The 17,666-nt window shown below is 61.1% G+C and carries 17 protein-coding genes; 5 read left to right on the top strand and 12 right to left on the bottom strand.

The features are described from left to right. Positions 1–130: 130 nt before the first annotated feature. The 3 genes from AC193Q_RS26895 to AC193Q_RS26885 are packed head-to-tail and all read left to right on the top strand — an operon-like array spanning position 131 to position 2,544. The gene (locus AC193Q_RS26895; RefSeq protein WP_483879014.1) at positions 131–1,321 is read left to right on the top strand and encodes an NAD(P)/FAD-dependent oxidoreductase; all 1,191 of its coding nucleotides are present in this window, start codon (positions 131–133) and stop codon (positions 1,319–1,321) included. 26 nt (positions 1,322–1,347) lie between these two features. Continuing rightward, positions 1,348–1,704: a DUF1641 domain-containing protein gene (locus tag AC193Q_RS26890; protein ID WP_095667329.1), complete on the top strand. Its 357-nt coding sequence runs from the start codon at positions 1,348–1,350 to the stop codon at positions 1,702–1,704. A 21-nt stretch (positions 1,705–1,725) separates the two neighbouring features. Then, the gene (locus AC193Q_RS26885; RefSeq protein WP_121184138.1) at positions 1,726–2,544 is read left to right on the top strand and encodes a methyltransferase domain-containing protein; all 819 of its coding nucleotides are present in this window, start codon (positions 1,726–1,728) and stop codon (positions 2,542–2,544) included. A gap of 92 nt (positions 2,545–2,636) precedes the next feature. Here AC193Q_RS26885 and pcaC read toward each other — a convergent pair whose 3' ends face one another. From pcaC to pcaR, 11 genes are all read right to left on the bottom strand, one after another. Next, positions 2,637–3,029, bottom strand: coding sequence for a 4-carboxymuconolactone decarboxylase (gene pcaC / locus AC193Q_RS26880; protein WP_007917093.1), 393 nt, complete (start codon positions 3,027–3,029; stop codon positions 2,637–2,639). 10 nt (positions 3,030–3,039) lie between these two features. Next, positions 3,040–3,831 carry a 3-oxoadipate enol-lactonase gene (gene pcaD / locus AC193Q_RS26875; RefSeq protein ID WP_121184136.1) on the bottom strand — a complete coding sequence of 264 codons (792 nt, stop codon included), beginning with the start codon at positions 3,829–3,831 and terminating at the stop codon, positions 3,040–3,042. Positions 3,832–3,843: 12 nt separating this feature from the next. Continuing rightward, positions 3,844–5,208 carry a 3-carboxy-cis,cis-muconate cycloisomerase gene (locus tag AC193Q_RS26870; RefSeq protein WP_121184134.1) on the bottom strand — a complete coding sequence of 455 codons (1,365 nt, stop codon included), beginning with the start codon at positions 5,206–5,208 and terminating at the stop codon, positions 3,844–3,846. Positions 5,209–5,254: 46 nt separating this feature from the next. After that, complete coding sequence (locus tag AC193Q_RS26865) at positions 5,255–6,550, bottom strand: MFS family transporter (RefSeq protein ID WP_041070509.1); 1,296 nt, start codon at positions 6,548–6,550, stop codon at positions 5,255–5,257. Between the two features lie 271 nt (positions 6,551–6,821). Further along, the gene (gene pcaG, locus AC193Q_RS26860; RefSeq protein WP_047292153.1) at positions 6,822–7,388 is read right to left on the bottom strand and encodes a protocatechuate 3,4-dioxygenase subunit alpha; all 567 of its coding nucleotides are present in this window, start codon (positions 7,386–7,388) and stop codon (positions 6,822–6,824) included. A gap of 1 nt (position 7,389) precedes the next feature. Continuing rightward, positions 7,390–8,094 carry a protocatechuate 3,4-dioxygenase subunit beta gene (gene pcaH / locus AC193Q_RS26855; RefSeq protein WP_007963162.1) on the bottom strand — a complete coding sequence of 235 codons (705 nt, stop codon included), beginning with the start codon at positions 8,092–8,094 and terminating at the stop codon, positions 7,390–7,392. 37 nt (positions 8,095–8,131) lie between these two features. Further along, on the bottom strand, positions 8,132–9,337 hold the full coding sequence (pcaF, locus tag AC193Q_RS26850) for a 3-oxoadipyl-CoA thiolase (protein WP_183082836.1): 1,206 nt from the start codon (positions 9,335–9,337) through the stop codon (positions 8,132–8,134). Further along, positions 9,334–10,113, bottom strand: coding sequence for a CoA-transferase subunit beta (locus tag AC193Q_RS26845; protein WP_007963157.1), 780 nt, complete (start codon positions 10,111–10,113; stop codon positions 9,334–9,336). Before AC193Q_RS26845 ends, pcaF begins: the two co-directional genes overlap by 4 nt. Continuing rightward, entirely contained in the window at positions 10,113–10,970 is an 858-nt protein-coding gene (locus tag AC193Q_RS26840; protein ID WP_041070518.1) for a CoA transferase subunit A, read from the bottom strand. Before AC193Q_RS26840 ends, AC193Q_RS26845 begins: the two co-directional genes overlap by 1 nt. A gap of 262 nt (positions 10,971–11,232) precedes the next feature. Further along, positions 11,233–12,579: a 4-hydroxybenzoate transporter PcaK gene (gene pcaK, locus AC193Q_RS26835; protein ID WP_047292142.1), complete on the bottom strand. Its 1,347-nt coding sequence runs from the start codon at positions 12,577–12,579 to the stop codon at positions 11,233–11,235. Positions 12,580–12,873: 294 nt separating this feature from the next. Beyond that, positions 12,874–13,716: a pca regulon transcriptional regulator PcaR gene (gene pcaR, locus AC193Q_RS26830; protein ID WP_041070522.1), complete on the bottom strand. Its 843-nt coding sequence runs from the start codon at positions 13,714–13,716 to the stop codon at positions 12,874–12,876. 650 nt (positions 13,717–14,366) lie between these two features. Between pcaR and AC193Q_RS26825 the strand changes: the two genes are divergently transcribed. Further along, on the top strand, positions 14,367–14,567 hold the full coding sequence (locus tag AC193Q_RS26825; protein ID WP_003222398.1) for a hypothetical protein: 201 nt from the start codon (positions 14,367–14,369) through the stop codon (positions 14,565–14,567). Positions 14,568–14,942: 375 nt separating this feature from the next. Continuing rightward, complete coding sequence (locus AC193Q_RS26820; RefSeq protein WP_007963152.1) at positions 14,943–16,418, top strand: inorganic phosphate transporter; 1,476 nt, start codon at positions 14,943–14,945, stop codon at positions 16,416–16,418. Positions 16,419–17,423: 1,005 nt separating this feature from the next. On the opposite strand, the gene ccoM is transcribed toward AC193Q_RS26820, so the two are convergent. Then, on the bottom strand, positions 17,424–17,537 hold the full coding sequence (gene ccoM / locus AC193Q_RS26815; RefSeq protein WP_041070550.1) for a cytochrome c oxidase subunit CcoM: 114 nt from the start codon (positions 17,535–17,537) through the stop codon (positions 17,424–17,426). Positions 17,538–17,666 lie beyond the last annotated feature (129 nt).

Genomic DNA, 17,666 nt, shown 5'->3' with positions numbered 1-17,666 from the left:
GGCGATTTGTCGAAGCACAGATACAGTGAAAGAGGTGTGTAAACTCTCCAGCCTGCTGTAGGAGCCCTTAGTTTTCTTCCGTTATCTCCGGATGCTGTACGCGAAGCTGCCTTGGCCACGGAGGTCAGGTATGAGCAAGCGAATAGTTATCGTCGGTGGCGGTGTAGGCGGAACCATGCTGGCCAATCTACTGGTCGGCAAGCTGTATCCGGAAGTTCTACGCGGCGACGTCTCGATCACATTACTGTCCAGTTCCCCCGATCATTACTACAAACCTGCGTTCATGTACGTGGCATTCAGCCAGTTCTTCGAAGAGGAACTCAAGCGTCCGGAACGCTCACTGTTGCGCCCGGAAATCAGTTTCCACGTTGAAGAAGTCACCCGTTTCGACTTTTCCGGGCAGCAATTGCGCAGCCGAACCGGCAAACGCTTCGACTATGATTTTCTGGTGATCGCCACCGGCTGCGTGCCGGCGCCGGAACGCATCGAGGGTCTGCAAGAAGCCGGCGACCACTTCTATCAATACCTTCCTGCCCGGCAACTGGCGCAACGCCTGAACGCCATCGAAAAAGGCCGGATTTTCATTACGGTGTCTTTCCCGCAGACACCGAACGTCCCGCACCAATGCGGCATCGCGCCCGTGGAAACGACATTGATGCTGGATGATTTGTTACGTCGCCGGGGCGTTCGAGAGCAAGTGGAAATCATCTACACCTACCCGACAGTTGCCCAGCTATTGCGCAATTGTCTGTTCTTGCAGCGTCCCACGGGTGAAATTCTGCCGAGCATCTTTGCCCGGAAAAACATTCACTTTCAGCGTGGCTTCACCCTGAGCCGTGTGGATCCCGATGCAAAAGTCGCCTACTCGGCCGAGGGCGATGCGCAACCCTTCGACATCCTGATGGCGACTCCGCCAATCCAGGCCGTCGAGGTGGTGCGCGAGTGCGGCATCTCGCAAGCAGCCAATGATGAAGGATGGCTGCCGACCAATCACGAAACGCTGCAAGTCTACGGTCTGGAGAATGTCTACGTGATCGGCGACACCGTCGACCTGCCGGTCAGCAAGGCCGGCGGCGCCTGTCATAACCAGGCACCGGTGATCGCCAACAACATCACGGCCCAGATCCGTCTTGGCGCACCCAACTCGGTATACGACGGTCGGGTACAAGCGGTAGCACAAATGGGCCTGAATGCCGGGATGCCCCTGTGGTACGACTACGCCCACGATGTATTGCCGACACCCCCGACCAAATTGGGCGGTCTGCTCAGAAGCGGTTTCAATCGCGGTCTTTACTGGGCGGTGGCCCGGGGAATGCTTTGACCCTGCACAGGGAGGAGTGATTGCTCATGCACATGCCCGAGGAAATATCAGCCACGCCCGGGTTCACGGCCCTGATGGCAAAACTGCAGCCGTTAATCGACGGCGGACGCCTGGAGAATATTGTCGACCTGCTTTCCCTGGTGTCCGATATCACCGATCTGCTCGACGCGGCCATGGTGGAAAAGCTCGCGCAATTGTTCGAGAACAGCACTGCCGCCACCTGGGCAGTCAGTAATGCAGTGCGCGTGGCCAAAGCCGAGATATCGGCACAGTCAGCGGCGCCGGGCACTCTGGCGTTGCTCAAACTGCTGAATGAAGAGGACACACGCAAAGGCGTGGCCGTTGTCCTGAAAACCCTCAACGTCATTGGACGACAACTGTAATCCGCCAGAGAGGACCTCCTCATGAGCGCCAAACTCGAAACGGCAGGGAACGCCTGCACCCACTGGGACGCCAAGGCGTACCAGCAGTTCTCCCGTCTCAGGCAACGCCCGGTCAACGAACTGCTCGACCGTGTCGATCTTCACGACCCCGAACGCATTTATGACCTGGGCTGCGGCACCGGCATTGCCACGCAGTTGCTGGCCGAGCGCTGGCCGCGAGCGCAGTTGCTGGGCGTCGACAGCTCACGGCAGATGCTGGATCAGGCCCGATGTCTGCCGATCGACGCCCGCTGGCAAGAGTGCGACTTGCTCGACTGGCACCCCGAGCAACCCGCCGACCTGCTGCTCGCGGCGGCGGTGCTGCATTTCATTGGCGATCATCAACAACTGCTGCCGCGCCTGCTCGGTCATCTCAAGCCCGGTGGCTGTCTGGCAGCACATATGCCGGACTGGCGCGATGCCTTGTGGTATCGACTGATGCTCGACACCCTCAACGATGCCGGCCCGGGACACACCCCCATCGGCACACCAGAACTGCGCCGGCGCATGGCCGCGCGGCCGTTGTTGGCATTGGAGGATTACTATCGCTTGCTGGCGCCGCTGACCACGTCGCTGGACATCTGGGAAACCGAGCAACTGCAAGTGGTTGACGGCAAGTCGCCGGTGTACGACTGGATCAAGGTCTCGGCGTTGCGGCCAGTGATGCAGGCGCTGACGTCACAGGAGCAGGCGCGGTTTATCTACCACTTCCTGATGCGCGTGCATGCGTATTATCCGCCGGAGAAAAACGGGCAGACGCTGTTTCCGTTCAAGCGGATTTTCATTGTCGCCAGCGTTTGAAGATCAACAGATCGCAGCCTGCGGCAGCTCCTACATTGGAATGCACTCCCCTGTAGGAGCTGCCGCAGGCTGCAATCTGTTGATTCAGATGTTCACTCCCGGGATTCGACCCCAAGCTCATCCCACACCGACTCCGCCAGATGGAACGTCGCATTGGCCGCCGGAATCCCGCAATAAATCGCGCTCTGCATGATCACTTCCTTGATCTCGCCCCGGCTTACGCCATTGTTCGCCGCTGCGCGCAAATGCAGTTTCAGTTCGCCTTCGCGGTTCATCCCGATCAGCATGGCGATGGTGATCAGGCTGCGGGTATGCCGCGGCAGGCCCGGGCGGGTCCAGATGTCGCCCCAGGCGTGACGGGTGATCATCTCCTGAAATTCCGAGTTGAACTCGGTCAGTGTGGTCAGGCTGCGATCGACATGCGCATCGCCCAGCACCGCACGGCGTACTTGCATGCCTTCGTCATAACGTTGTTTCTCGTCCACAAAAACTTCCTCACTGAGCGTTCAGAAACGCCAACACACGATCACTGAATGCGGCACCGGCCTGCACGTTGGACAGGTGCGCGGCAGGGAACTCGGCGTACTCGGCGCCGCGCACATGCTCTTGAATGAAATGCCCGCCAGACGGTGGCGTCACCGCATCTTCGGTGCCGGCAATCACCAGCAGCGGCAGATTGATCGAGGCCAGTTGCTCGCGGAAATCGGCGTCGCGCACCGCCGCGCAATTGGCCGCATAACCTTCAGGCGAAGTCGCCGCGAGCATGTCGGTGATCTTCTTCGCTGCAGCCGGATTGGCCGCGGAAAAATCAGGCGTGAACCAACGGGCAATCGACGCATCACGCAGGTCGACCATCGCCGCCGGGCCATCACGCAGCACGGTTTCGATGCGCGGGTTCCACACCGATGGATCACCGATCTTCGCGGCGGTGTTGCACACGATCAGTTTGTGCAGACGATGGCCGGCATTGATCCCCAGCCACTGACCGATCAACCCGCCCATCGACAAGCCGCAGAAATGTGCGCGTTCGATATGCAGCGCATCCAGCAGACCCAGCACGTCGCGGCCCAATTGCTCGATGCTGTATGGCCCCGGTGTCACCAACGACTGGCCGTGACCACGGGTGTCGAAACGCAGCACCCGGAAGTGCTCGGTGAACGCCGGCATCTGCGCGTCCCACATGTGCAGGTTGGTGCCCAGCGAATTGGACAGCACCAGCACCGGCGCATCGACCGGGCCTTCAATAACGTAATGCAGTTCGCCATCGGCGAGTTGAACGAAAGCCACAGCCCTCTCCTTTCAGACAGACAATGCGTTGTGTTCGGCCACCGCGCGCTCGACCCAGGTTTGCGCCTGGCCGAGGTAATGCGCGGGATCGAGCAGATGATCCAGTTCGGTGCTGCTCAGTTCGGCGGTCACTTGCGGCTCGTCGCCAAGTACCGCACGCAGGTGGCGCTGTTCGGCCACCGCGCGTTTGCAGCATTGTTCGAGCAAATGGTGCGCGGTGTCGCGGCCGACACGCTGGGCGAGGACGATACTCACCGCTTCGGCCAGCACCAGCCCTTGGGTCAATTGCAGATTGCGCGCCATGCGCTCGGCATCGACCTCCAGCCCATCGGCCAGCAAGCGCGCCTGTTGCAGCGCACCGGACACCAGGCAGCAGATCTCCGGCAGGGTTTCCCATTCGGCATGCCACAGACCGAGGCTGCGTTCGTGCTCCTGGGGCATGGCGCTGAACAGCGTCGAGACCAGCCCCGGCACTCGCGTCGCCGCACCAATCAACACTGCCGCGCCGACCGGATTGCGCTTGTGCGGCATGGTCGACGAACCGCCCTTGCCCGGCGCCGACGGCTCGAACACCTCCGCCGCTTCGGTCTGCATCAATAGACTGACGTCGCGCCCGAGCTTGCCGAGGCTGCCGGCGATCAAACCAAGCACCGCGCCGAACTCGACGATGCGATCACGCTGGGTGTGCCAAGGTTGTTCAGGCAAGGCCAATTGCAGCTCTTCGGCCAGCGCTTGCGCGATCGGCAGCGCTTGCTCGCCGAGCGCCGCAAGGGTGCCGGAAGCACCGCCGAATTGCAGCACCAGCAGCCGTGGCTTGAGTTCGCGCAGACGCTGACGGCTGCGGGTCACCGCGCCGAGCCATCCGGCGATTTTCATCCCGAGGGTGACCGGCGTGGCGTGTTGCAGCCAGGTGCGCCCGGCCAATGGCGTGGCCGCATGCCGTTGGGCCTGAGTGGCGAGCGATTCGGCGAGCGCTGCCAGGTCGCTTTCAACCAGTGCCAGCGCCTGACGCAATTGCAGGACCAGCCCGCAATCCATCACGTCCTGACTGGTGGCGCCCAGATGCACATAACGCTCGGCCTCGGCACTGCGCGCGGCGATCTGCTTGCCCAACGACTTGACCAGTGGAATCGCCGAGTTGCCGGCGGTGGCAATCGCCTCGCCCAGCGCCGCGAAGTCATACAGACCGGCGTGGCAAGCGGCGGCAATCGGCGCGACGGCGGACGCCGGAATCACCCCGACCCGCGCCTCGGCCCGGGCCAGCGCCGCTTCGAAATCGAGCATCGCCTGCACCCGGCCCTGATCGCAGAACACCTCGCGCATGTCGCGGGCCGTGAAGTAGGCATCGAACAATTGATTGCCCGGTCGCTGAGTCATAAACAGTCCTTGCCGGCGCGGGCCTAAGCGGCCCGCGCACATCGGTTTACAGATCGTGGTGCAAGTACGCCGCCTGTTTCGGCAGGCGCAGGCTGAACAGGAACGCCACTGCCATCATCACCGTGACGTACCAGTAGAAGGCGTTTTCCATGCCCCCGGCTTTCAGGCTCAGGGCCACGTATTCCGCCGAACCGCCGAAGATCGCGTTGGCCACCGCATAGGCCAGACCGACGCCGAGAGCGCGGACTTCCGGCGGGAACATTTCGGCTTTCACCAGGCCGCTGATCGAGGTGTAGAAACTGACGATCGCCAGCGCCACGGTGATCAGCACAAAGGCCAGAATCGGGCTGCTGATGCTTTTCAGGCTCAGCAGGATCGGCACGGTGAACAACGTACCGAGCGCGCCGAACCAGAGCATCGAATTACGTCGACCGATCTTGTCGGCGAGCATGCCGAACAGCGGCTGCATGCACATATACAGGAACAGCGCGCCGGTCATGATGTAGCTGGCAGTCTTGGCGTGCATGCCGGCGGTGTTCACCAGGTACTTCTGCATGTACGTGGTGAAGGTGTAGAAAATCAGCGAGCCACCGGCGGTGTATCCCAGCACGGTGATAAACGCGGCTTTGTGATCACGGAACAGTGCGCGGATGCTGCCGGCGTCTTTGTTCTCGCGCATTTCCTTGCTGGTGGTTTCTTTCAGGGAGCGACGCAGGAACAGTGAAATCACCGCCGCCACCGCACCGACCACAAACGGAATCCGCCAGCCGTAGGCACGCAGTTCATCTTCACTGAGGAACTGTTGCAGGATCACCACCAGCGACACCGCCAGCAGTTGGCCGCCGATCAGGGTCACGTACTGGAACGAGGCGAAAAAGCCGCGCTGGCCCTTGAGCGCAACTTCACTCATGTAGGTCGCGGTGGTGCCGTACTCGCCGCCCACCGACAGGCCTTGCAGCAGACGCGCGAACAGCAACAGCAGCGGTGCCCAGACGCCGATGCTGGCGTAAGTCGGCAGGCAGGCGATGAGCAATGAGCCGAAGCACATCATCAGCACCGAAATCATCATCGAGGTCTTGCGGCCCTTCTTGTCCGCCAGCCGCCCGAAGATCCAGCCGCCAATCGGGCGCATCAAGAACCCGGCAGCGAACACCCCGGCCGTATTGACCAGTTGCACTGTCGGGTTGTCGGAAGGGAAAAACGCTGGGGCGAAATAGATCGCGCAGAAGGCATAGACATAGAAGTCGAACCATTCGACCAGGTTGCCGGACGAGGCACCGACAATCGCAAAGATGCGCTTGCTGCGCTCCTCGCCGGTGTAATGAGCGGTGGTAGTTGTCATTGTTTTTTACTCTGAAGGGACAGGTGAGAGTCTAGACACACTTCGCAACAATCCCGTTCCACAGATATATCCACGAGGCATTACACAGCCCCTCTTCTGAAAGAGGGCTTTTGTGGCGAGGGGATTCATCCCCGATCGAGTGCGCAGCACTCGCAAATCCGGCAGACGCGGTGTGTCAGTTTCACCGTGAAATCCGGTCTTGGGGCTGCTTCACAGCCCATCGGGGATAAATCCCCTCACCACAAACTCACTCCAACGGAATGAGCTGCGATCAATAATCGAAAAACACCGTCTCCGCCTCAGTGCCCTGCAAAATCACATTCCACTGATAAACCCCTGCCGCATCCGGCTTCGCCAGCAACGTGGCGCGTCGCTCGGCCGGCACACATTCGAGCAGCGGATCATTGACGTTCGCCGGCTCACCTTCAAAGTAGATGCGTGTCAGCAAGTGCTTGACCAAGCCACGGGCAAACACCAGCACCACCAGATGCGGCGCCTGGGTCGTGCCCTTCAGGCCCTCGACCGTGCCCGGTTTGATCGTGGTGAAACGGAAGCGCCCTTCGGCGTCCACCGGCACCCGGCCGAAACCTTCGAAATGCGGGTCCAGCGGTTTGTCCTGCTCGTCTTCCGGGTGTGCGTACTTGCCGGCAGCGTTGGCCTGCCAGACTTCGAGCATCGCGTCGTTGACCACATCGCCGTTGCCGTCAACCACTTGGCCGGTGATCGCCACGCGCTCGCCGAGGGTTTGTTCGACCGCGAGGTTTTCGCGATTCAGCCAGGTCAGGCCGATGTGGTAGTACGGCCCGACGGTGTGGGACGTGGTGGCAGTCAGCGTCATCTTATTTCTCCATCGGCGTGGCGTCGCGGCCGCGCAAGACGATGTCCCAGCGATAGCCGAGGGCGTAGGACGGAATGGTTTTTTCCAGATCGAAAGCGGCGATCAGACGCTCCTTGGCGGAGGTGTCCGGCACGCAGTTGTAGATCGGGTCGTAGGCCAGCAGCGGGTCGCCGGGGAAATACATCTGCGTCACCAGACGGGTGAGGATGCTCGGCCCGAACAGCGAGAAATGGATGTGCGCCGGGCGCCACGCGTTGTGGTGGTTGCCCCACGGATAGGCGCCGGGCTTGATGGTCTGGAACTGATACCAGCCATCGGCGTCGGTTACGGTGCGGCCGGTGCCGGTGAAGTTCGGATCCAGCGGTGCGTCGTGCAGGTCGCGCTGGTGGTTGTAGCGGCCGGCGGCGTTGGCCTGCCAGATCTCCACCAGAATCCCCGGCACCGGCAAACCGTTTTCGTCGAGCACACGGCCGTGAATGATGATGCGCTCGCCCAACGGCTCGCCGTCGTGCTGGGCGGTCAGGTCGTTGTCCTTGTCGGCGACACGTTCGGCACCGATGGTCGGGCCGGTGATCTCCGACAACGAATGCGGCAGAAACACCAACGGCTTGGACGGCGAGCGCAGGTTGGTGGATTGATACGTCGGGTGCAGGTATTCAGGCTGGGTGCCTTCCTGCGGACGACGGTAGCCAGGCTTGTCAGTCATTTCGCTTTCCTCTGTTCTTATCAGTCGACGCGCTGCGTCAGACGCGTTCGATGGCCAGGGCCAGACCCTGCCCGACGCCGACGCACATGGTCGCCAGACCTTTCTTGCCGCCGGTCTTTTCCAGCTGATGCAGCGCGGTCAGCACCAGTCGCGCGCCGCTCATGCCCAACGGATGGCCCAAGGCAATCGCGCCACCGTTCGGGTTGACCTGCGGCGCATCATCCGCCAGACCCAATTCACGCAGCACCGCCAGACCTTGGCTGGCGAAGGCTTCATTGAGTTCGATCACATCGAAATCGCTGACCGCCACACCAAGACGCTCGATCAGTTTGCGCACCGCCGGCACCGGGCCGATGCCCATGACGCGCGGCGCAACGCCGGCGCTGGCCATCCCGAGCACTTTGGCGCGGGCGGTCAGGCCGTGTTTCTTCACCGCCTCAGCCGAAGCGAGAATCAGCGCAGCAGCACCGTCGTTGACGCCGGACGCGTTGCCGGCAGTAACCGTCTTGTCCGGGCCGTTGACCGGCTTCAATCTGGCCAACGCTTCAAGCGTGGTGTCGGCGCGTGGATGCTCGTCCTGGCTGACCACGGTTTCGCCCCTCTTGTGGGCGATCCGCACTTCGACGATTTCCTCGGCGAAGTAGCCCGCCGCTTGTGCAGCGGCGGTGCGTTGCTGGCTGAGCAGGGCGAACGCGTCCTGGTCGGCGCGCGACACCTTATAGTCGTCGGCGACGTTGTCGGCGGTCTGCGGCATCGCATCGACGCCGTACTGGGCCTTCATCAGCGGGTTGATGAAACGCCAGCCGATGGTGGTGTCTTCCAGCTTCATGTTGCGCGAAAACGCTGCGTCCGCCTTGCCCATCACGAACGGCGCGCGGGACATCGACTCGACGCCGCCGGCAATCGCCAGCTCCATCTCACCGCTGGCAATGGCGCGGAACGCAGTGCCAATCGCGTCCATGCCCGAAGCACACAGACGGTTGAGGGTCACGCCCGGCACGCTCTCCGGCAGACCGGCCAACAACAGCGCCATGCGCGCCACGTTACGGTTGTCTTCGCCGGCCTGGTTGGCGCAGCCGAGGAACACTTCATCGATTGCATTCCAGTCCACCGACGGATTGCGTTCCATCAGCGCCTTGATCGGCACAGCGGCCAGATCGTCGGCACGGACGGCGGCCAGTCCACCGCCGAAACGGCCGATGGGCGTACGAATCGCGTCGCAGATATACACGTCACGCATCATGCTTCTCCCGGTGCCTGGCCGTGGGCGGCGGCGGTGCGCGCTTCGAGATCGCGCAGCGCGGTCAGTTCGACCTCGGTCGGTGCCGCCGTGGTTTCCACGTTGTCGGCAAAACGAATGGCCCAACCGGTGGCGGCGACCACTTGTTCACGGGTCACGCCCGGATGCAGAGCGGTGACCACGAATTCGTGGGTGCCCGCTTCCGGCTCCATGATGCACAGGTCGGTGATGATCCCGACCGGACCGGCGCCCGGCAGGCCCAGACGCTTGCGCGAATCGCCGCCCTCGCCGTGACCGACCGAGGTAATGAAGTCGAGCTTGTCGACGAACGAACGCGCCGACTGCTTGAGGATGATCAGCACGCTCTTCGCCGAACCGGCGATTTCCGGCGCGCCACCGGCACCCGGCAGGCGTACTTTCGGTGCGTGGTAGTCGCCGACCACGGTGGTGTTGATGTTGCCGAAACGGTCGACCTGCGCCGCGCCGAGAAAACCGACGTCGATGCGCCCGCCCTGCAGCCAGTAGCGAAAAATCTCACCGGTCGGCACGACGGTGTCGGCGGTCTCCGCCAGCTCGCCGTCACCGATCGACAGCGGCAGCACGCTGGGCTTGGCGCCAATCGGGCCGGATTCGTAGATCAGCACCACGTCCGGCGACGACGTCAGGCGCGCGAGGTTGGCGGCTTTCGACGGCAGGCCGATGCCGACGAAGCACACCGAGCCGTTCTTCAGGCGACGGGCCGCCGCGACGGTCATCATTTCATTGGTGGTGTAAGTCATTACTTGGCCTCCGAAGCAGCGGCCAACTTGGCCTGGAACGCGCTGAAGTCAGCGCAGCCATGGATGTATTCGTTGATCCACGCGGTAAACGTCTCACGGTCGCGGGCGATCGGATCCCACGCCTGATAGAAACGATTGTCGCGTTCGGTGTAACCGTGGGCGTAGGACGGATGCGCGCCGCCGGGTACATGGCAGACCGCGCTCAAGGCCCAGGTTGGCAGCACGCAGGCGTTCATTGGCGCGTTGAGGTTGTCGACGATTTCTTCAACCGTGACGATGCAGCGCTTGGCTGCCAGCGCGGCTTCTTTCTGCACCCCGAGAATGCCCCACAACAGCACGTTGCCTTGGCGGTCGGCTTTCTGCGCGTGGATCACGGTCACGTCCGGACGCACCGACGGCACCGCGGCCAGCACTTCACCGGTGAACGGGCAGGTCACGGATTTGATCAGCGGGTTGACTTTCGGCAGGTCGGAACCGGCGTAGGCCCGCAGCACGGCGAACGGCAGGCCGGAAGCGCCGGCGACGTAGGCGTTGGCCAGGTCGGCGTGGCTGTGTTCTTCGATTTCCAGGGCATGCGGCCATTGCTTTTCGACCGCGTCGCGCAGACGGTGCAGCGAACCCACACCGGGGTTGCCGCCCCAGGAAAAGATCAGCTTGCGTGCACAACCGGCACCGATCAGTTGGTCGTAGATCAGGTCAGGCGTCATCCGCACCAGGGTCAGATCTTTCTTGCCCTGACGAATGATTTCATGACCCGCCGCCGTAGGGATCAGGTGAGTGAAGCCTTCGAGCGCGACGGTGTCGCCGTCGTTGACGAATTGCTTCACCGCGTCGTGCAGCGAAAGGATCTCAGCCATGGAGCAGGCTCCCGTTTTTGTAGTGAATCGCCAGTGAGAAAAAGGCGCGAGGTTCAGCGCCGGAGTCACTGCAGATTAAGCCGCAGAAAATCGCCAAACAATCCGATAATCGACTGAGTGTTCGTTTATCGAACGGATTGTTATCACCCTATCGTTCCGTGTTGATCGCCAAAAGATCGCAGCCTGCGGCAGCTCCTACAGGTTACGCGTTCACATGCAGGAGCTGCCAAAGGCTGCGATCTTTTCGCTTTACATCGAAATATCAGGTCGCATCCGCATGACTGACCACACCTTTGATCACCACCGCCGCCGTCGCCAACCCCGCCGGAATCACCAGCGCCGTCAGCACCTGTTCGAAGTTCCAGCCCAGCCCCAGCAACGTCGCGCCCATCCACGCCCCGAGAATCGCGCCGAACCGGCCAATCCCGAGCATCCACGACACCCCGGTCGCGCGTCCCTGCGTCGGATAAAACCGCGCCGCCAGCGAAGGCATCGCCGATTGCGCACCGTTGACGCACATCCCCGCCACCAGCACCAGGGTCGCCAGCAATGTGATATTGCCCAGGCTCTGCCCCACCGCGTAGGCAAACACCCCGGCCAGCAGGTAGAACGTGCCGATGACCTTGTGCGGATTGAAGCGGTCCATCGCCCAGCCGACAGCGACCGCGCTCAACACCCCGCCGAACTGGAATAACGCGCCGATAAACGCCGCCTGCTCCATGCTCGCGCCGCTGTCACGCATCAGGGTCGGCAGCCAACTGGTCAGCAGATAGACGATGACCAGGCCCATGAAGTAGGTCAGCCACAGCAACAAAGTGCCGACACTGTAAGTGCCGGAGAAAATCACCGCGAAGACGTTGCGCGCCTTGACGGTTTTCTGCTCCGGAACGCTGAAACTCGAAGCTTGCGCCACGGCGACCGGATCGATCGGCGACAGGGTCTTGCGCACTTTCTCGGTGCCGCGATTGCGCACCACCAGATAACGCGCCGACTCCGGCAGCCAGAACAGCAGCACCACCGCGAGGATCAGCGGCAGGATCCCGCCGATCAGCAGCAGGCTGTGCCAGCCGAACGCCGGGATCAGCTTCGCCGAAATGAAACCGCCGCCGGCCATGCCGAGGTTGAAGCCGCAGAACATGCTGGTCACCAGCAATGACTTTTTGCGCTCCGGGGTGTATTCCGAGAGCAGCGTGGTTGCGTTGGGCATGCCGGCGCCCAGGCCGAGACCGGTCAGAAAACGCAGCACCAGCAATTGCTCGACGTTGGTGCTGTACGCCGAGGCCAGGCTGAAAGCGCCGAACAGCAGCACCGCGCCGACCAGCACCACTTTGCGCCCGAAACGGTCAGCCAGAGGGCCCGAACCCAGAGCGCCAAAGACCATGCCGATCAACGCGGCACTCATTACCGGGCCGAGGCTGGCGCGGTCGATGCCCCAGTCCTGAGACAGCGCCGGGGCGATAAAGCCCATCGCCGCTGTGTCGAGGCCATCGAGAAACACAATCAGGAAACACAGGATCACCACCCGCCACTGATAGCGCGAGATCGGTTGGGCATTGATGAAGGTCTGCACGTCGAGGCAGTTACCTACAGCGGACTGAGGCTGGTTCATTATTTTTATTCCACGCAAAAAACGCAGTCGAACGGCGGCCGGCCAGAGAGCGGCACGGTCACAAGAATAGAAGGTCGGGATCAGGCGTTGCGGTGAATCCGGCAACAGGGAACGGAGCTGAGACAGTCGGGGAGCATGCGCATGGTGAGTTGCCTCTTGTCATTATTATGGGAGTCGACAATCCGGCAGGCTCATTCATATCGGCGCCGGATGACGCTGCCGCGACATTAATGATCCGAGGGTTTTAGCGTCAATTCGATAAACGCAACACTGTGCGTTTATCGAACAGCTTCATCAGGCGAACAGTTGCGCGCTGAGGTCGCGGCTGGCGCTGAGCAGGCCCGGCAGGAAGCGTTGCTCCAGCTCGGTGCGGCTGACGCGGCCGGCGTGGGTACTGACGTTGAGCGCCGCCACCACTTGGCCCGATGCATCGTAGACCGGCACCGCAATCGAGCGCAGGCCCTGCTCCAGCTCCTGATCGACGATGCACCAGCCCTGTTGCCGCACTTCCTGCAGGCATGCGAGCAGACTTTCCGGGGTATGCAGGGTGCGGCTGGTCTTGGCCACCAGTTCGGCATGGTCGAGGTATTCGCGCAGCGAAGTGTCGTCCAGCGCCGCCAGCAGGATACGGCCCATCGAGGTGCAATAGGCCGGCAGACGTCCGCCCACCGACAGATCCACCGAGATCAGCCGTTGCGTGGTCGCCGAACGGGCAATGTACAGAATGTCGTCACCTTCGAGCGTGGCCATGTTACAGGCTTCGTGCAGTTGCTCGCTCATGCGGTCGAGGTACGGCTGGGCCGAGACCGCCAGCGGCGTCGACGACAGATACGCGTGGCCGAGGGTCAGCACTTTGGGCAACAACGAGTACGTGCGGCCATCGGTGGTGGCGTAACCCAGCTTGATCAAGGTGTGCAGACAACGGCGCACGGCGGCGCGGGGAATTTCCGTGCGATGGCTGATCTGGGCGATGGTCAGGTGCCGCTTGCGCTCCTGAAACGCCTGCACCACCGCCAGGCCACGGGCCAGCGAGGTCATGAAATCCGGATCGCCCGTCAGCGCCTGGATACGCTTGGCTGGCGACGCGACGATCGGCGGCGCCACGGAGGTGAAGGAGTTGCGCATTTGATCGTTCATTTTTTGTCCTTTTTTCCGGCACGGATCAATGGCCATACAAGCGGCTCGCCGGCAAATGCACAAGGACCGGGACGCCAAGATTGGGCGATTATCGAACCATCGACCGATTATCGCAATCCGCGGCACAGGCTCTTCATGGTTTGCCGGGTCGACCATGGAACGGGTTAATCCAACTTTCCATCGTGCGTTAGTTGTTCGACTTAATGGCGTCAGAAACACAACACTGAGCGCGTAAAGGTTTCAGCGGATTTCAACTAGCGATAAAAATTGTCAGTCACAAAAACAATCACACATCTGGAACCGTTTTTAACTTGGCAAAGATAGTCAATCCCGAATCGACCGCTATAATGCCTCTCAGTGGGGCCGGTTTTATTCACCGAAGCCGCCACCTGCCGAAGCGATGCCAATCGCCGACAGCTCCGGCCAGCGCTGACGCGCATGACTCATGCAACGACAGCGCCCGCGGAAACAGGCAACTGATGCTGCGTCAGTTTTAATCTGGTGTCGCAGCCGCCTGCAACATGGAAGTCTTGACCGCCCTGCCGATAACTCCAATGCCTTTACGGGCATGACCTTTCGGTGGACGCGCTCAATCGACTCGTTGCCGTGCGTTTCACCAGACATTCATCTCAACTCAAACAGGTAGCACTGTGACGAAAGACGAACTGCGCGCGGAACTTGAGCGCCAGGAACAACGTTACAAGGAAGTTTACGGCGGGGAAGTCACCACCTACGCCGCTCAACCGGAACCGGAACGCAAAGCATGGCGTAAACGCCCCACTGTTCAGGATCAGGTTTTCCAGCAAGAACTGAAAAAGATGGAAGAAGAACTCAAAACCGAAGAGCCATGAACCGGCGATTGTGAGTTTTTCGAGGGTCTGCGTCGCCACCGGCTACGAGCGCGGTGACCCGACAATGCCTTGCGCGCCCGCTACCCGCGGGCAGCGGCCACCTCCCCCGTGTTGCGCGGGAAAGGAGCGTGTCTGGCTCGTTTCAGAGATATTTCACACAAGCGTTTGAGGCCCTCGCGCACTCGACGAAACGCCTGCTGCCTGAAGGTTTTCTCAAGAGAATCAAACACTTGAAAAACCCTGCAACACGCTCGGGCTTTGCACCTTGCAACAATTTAATTCGACATTGATTGCTACCGATGAGCAGGTAGGGGATCGATTTCCAGTCTTTTCTGGCATAATCGCGCCCCCTTATGACCGGGTCAGAAAACCTTCATGATCGATTTATTCAGCGGACTGGATGCTTGGGTGCTTGTGAGCCTCTTGCTCGCCCTGACGTTTGTCCTCGCCTTCGAGTTCATCAATGGATTTCATGACACCGCTAACGCGGTAGCCACTGTTATCTACACCAAAGCCATGCCGCCTCACCTGGCGGTGTTCTTCTCCGGTGTGTTCAACTTCCTCGGCGTGTTGCTGGGCGGCGTTGGCGTGGCGTATGCCATTGTTCACCTGCTGCCGGTAGAACTGCTGATCAATGTGAACACCGGCCATGGCCTGGCGATGGTGTTCTCGTTGCTCGCCGCGGCGATCACCTGGAACCTGGGCACCTGGTACTTCGGTATCCCGGCCTCCAGTTCTCACACCCTGATCGGCTCGATCCTTGGCGTCGGCCTGGCCAACGCCCTGATCAACAACATCCCGTTGGCCGACGGTGTGAACTGGCAGAAAGCGATCGACATCGGCGCTTCGCTGGTGTTCTCGCCAATGGCTGGCTTCCTGATCGCCGCGCTGATCCTGATCGGCCTGAAGTGGTGGCGCCCGCTGTCGAAGATGCACAAGACCCCGGAACAGCGCCGCAAGATCGACGACAAGAAACACCCGCCGTTCTGGAACCGCCTGGTCCTGGTGATCTCGGCCATGGCCGTGAGCTTCGTGCACGGCTCCAACGATGGCCAGAAAGGCATCGGCCTGATCATGCTGGTGTTGATCGGTATCGTGCCTGCGCAGTTCGTCCTCGACCTGAGCAGCACCACTTACCAGATCGAACGCACCCGCGACGCGACCCTGCACCTGAGCCAGTTCTACAAGCGCAATGCCGACTCCCTGGGCGAATTCCTGGCCCTGGGCAAAAGCGTTGAAGGCGACCTGCCGGAGAAATTCCGCTGCAACCCGCAGCAGACCGAACCGACCATCAACGCCCTGCTCGATACGCTTAAAGGTGTAGCGGACTACCATTCGCTGTCCTCGGAAAGCCGCATCGAAGTGCGTCGCTACCTGCTGTGCCTGGACGACACTGCGAAGAAAGTCGGCAAGCTGCCAGGCCTGGAAGCGCGTGAAAAGGCTGACCTGGACAAACTGCGCAAAGACCTGACCACCACCACCGAATACGCCCCGTTCTGGGTGATTCTGGCGGTCGCGCTGGCCTTGGGCCTGGGCACCATGGTTGGCTGGAAACGCGTGGTACTGACCATCGGCGAGAAGATCGGCAAGCAAGGCATGACCTATTCCCAGGGCATGTCGGCGCAGATCACCACCGCGAGTCTGATCGGCATGGCCAACATCTTCAGCCTGCCGGTATCCACCACCCACGTGCTGTCCTCGGGCGTGGCCGGCACCATGGTCGCCAACAAGAGCGGCCTGCAAGGCGGGACTGTTCGTACCATTTTGCTGGCGTGGGTGCTGACCTTGCCGGCGACGGTGGCGCTGTCGGCCGGGTTGTTCTGGCTGGCGTCGAAGGCGCTGGGTAGCTGATAGACAGCGGTGCATGAGAAAGGCGTGATTTGTGAGGATCGCGCCTTTTTTTTGGGTTTGGATTTGTGAGCATATCCGTTGCTGCGGTAACGGCTGCTGGCGGTTTCGCTCTTACAGCGAGTCACCTTTTCCAGACGCCGAAAAGGTAACCCAAAAGGCTTTGCCCCGGCGTACGGCACTTCGCTGAGGCTCAGTGTTCCCTCGCTACGGTGTCCATCCGGGGGCATCGCCTACGGTTTGCTTCGCTGCACCTCCTCTCGATGCATGCGGCTTCGCCGCACGGCGCTGCGCGCCTACCCCCGGATGAACACCTTCGCTCGGCCTGCCGAAGGGGCTGAAGATCAAAAGCCAGATCAAGAGCCAAAGCCAAAGCAGATCAAAAGATCGCAGCCTTCGGCAGCTCCTACATGGGATTGGGTGCTTTCAGTTGGAGTTTGGTCGGCTGTCAGGCCGCCATCGCTGGCAAGCCAGCTCCCACACTGGGATCGGGTGCCATCAGTTAAAAATTTGGTCGGCTGTCAGGCCGCCTTCGCGAGCAGGCTCGCTCCCACAACTTTATTCGTGCACACCCCATGCGGCGAAGCCGCCCCACTCAACACGATGAGCGTTAGCTCGAGTACCGCTCTTGATCTGAGGGCCCGTCGGCAGGCTGAGTGGAGGGATTTATCCGGGGTGGGAGCGTAGCGACCGTTTGGCGCAGCCAAACACAGCGAGAGGAGGTGCAGCGAAGCAAACCGTAGGCGCTGCCCCCGGATGAATCCCGTAGCGAAGGAACCCGAGCCTAAGCGAGGGCCGAACGTCAGGGTAAAGCCTTTTGGGTTACCTTTTCGGCGTTTGGAAAAGGTGACCCGCCGTAAGGGCGGAACCGTAATAAGCAACACCCGCAGAAACGGATCTACACCCAGAACCCCAAGAACATGGTCGGCCCAAAGGCCGCCAAGACAAAAAAAAAGGGCAACCGAAGTCGCCCAAAATGCCTTGCGTGCTCATCAAACCCGGAAAGACCTACTTCTTGCGCTTATGCGCGTCCTTCCAGATAAAAAATCCAAACCCTGCAAAAAACAGAACCATGAGACCTACGGTCAGAACCCCGGCAAACACCACGTTATCGAAAAACATGACTGTGGCCTCCTGGCCCCTGCTTTGCTGCGATGGAGCTAAGTTAACCAATCGCGCAGGCGCAGAAATTGACCAGGATCAAGTCCGGTCAACACAGAGGATAAAGGCGGGAAAATAACTGACCTGCAT

It is taken from the genome of Pseudomonas sp. F2 (genome assembly GCF_057174385.1).
The sequence above is the reverse complement of the archived record's forward strand: the minus strand, read 5'-3'. Positions and strand labels throughout refer to the sequence as shown.

Excerpts from the sequence above, each read along its gene's own strand:
- AC193Q_RS26840 (WP_041070518.1), bottom strand. The coding sequence starts at position 10,970 with ATGGCTGAGATCCTTTCGCTGCACGACGCGGTGAAGCAATTCGTCAAC.
- pcaK (WP_047292142.1), bottom strand. The coding sequence starts at position 12,579 with ATGAACCAGCCTCAGTCCGCTGTAGGTAACTGCCTCGACGTGCAGACC.
- pcaF (WP_183082836.1), bottom strand. The coding sequence starts at position 9,337 with ATGATGCGTGACGTGTATATCTGCGACGCGATTCGTACGCCCATCGGC.
- pcaH (WP_007963162.1), bottom strand. The coding sequence starts at position 8,094 with ATGACTGACAAGCCTGGCTACCGTCGTCCGCAGGAAGGCACCCAGCCT.
- AC193Q_RS26820 (WP_007963152.1), top strand. The coding sequence starts at position 14,943 with ATGATCGATTTATTCAGCGGACTGGATGCTTGGGTGCTTGTGAGCCTC.
- pcaR (WP_041070522.1), bottom strand. The coding sequence starts at position 13,716 with ATGAACGATCAAATGCGCAACTCCTTCACCTCCGTGGCGCCGCCGATC.
- AC193Q_RS26845 (WP_007963157.1), bottom strand. The coding sequence starts at position 10,113 with ATGACTTACACCACCAATGAAATGATGACCGTCGCGGCGGCCCGTCGC.
- AC193Q_RS26895 (WP_483879014.1), top strand. The coding sequence starts at position 131 with ATGAGCAAGCGAATAGTTATCGTCGGTGGCGGTGTAGGCGGAACCATG.
- AC193Q_RS26885 (WP_121184138.1), top strand. The coding sequence starts at position 1,726 with ATGAGCGCCAAACTCGAAACGGCAGGGAACGCCTGCACCCACTGGGAC.
- ccoM (WP_041070550.1), bottom strand. The coding sequence starts at position 17,537 with ATGTTTTTCGATAACGTGGTGTTTGCCGGGGTTCTGACCGTAGGTCTC.
- AC193Q_RS26865 (WP_041070509.1), bottom strand. The coding sequence starts at position 6,550 with ATGACAACTACCACCGCTCATTACACCGGCGAGGAGCGCAGCAAGCGC.
- AC193Q_RS26870 (WP_121184134.1), bottom strand. The coding sequence starts at position 5,208 with ATGACTCAGCGACCGGGCAATCAATTGTTCGATGCCTACTTCACGGCC.
- AC193Q_RS26890 (WP_095667329.1), top strand. The coding sequence starts at position 1,348 with ATGCACATGCCCGAGGAAATATCAGCCACGCCCGGGTTCACGGCCCTG.
- pcaG (WP_047292153.1), bottom strand. The coding sequence starts at position 7,388 with ATGACGCTGACTGCCACCACGTCCCACACCGTCGGGCCGTACTACCAC.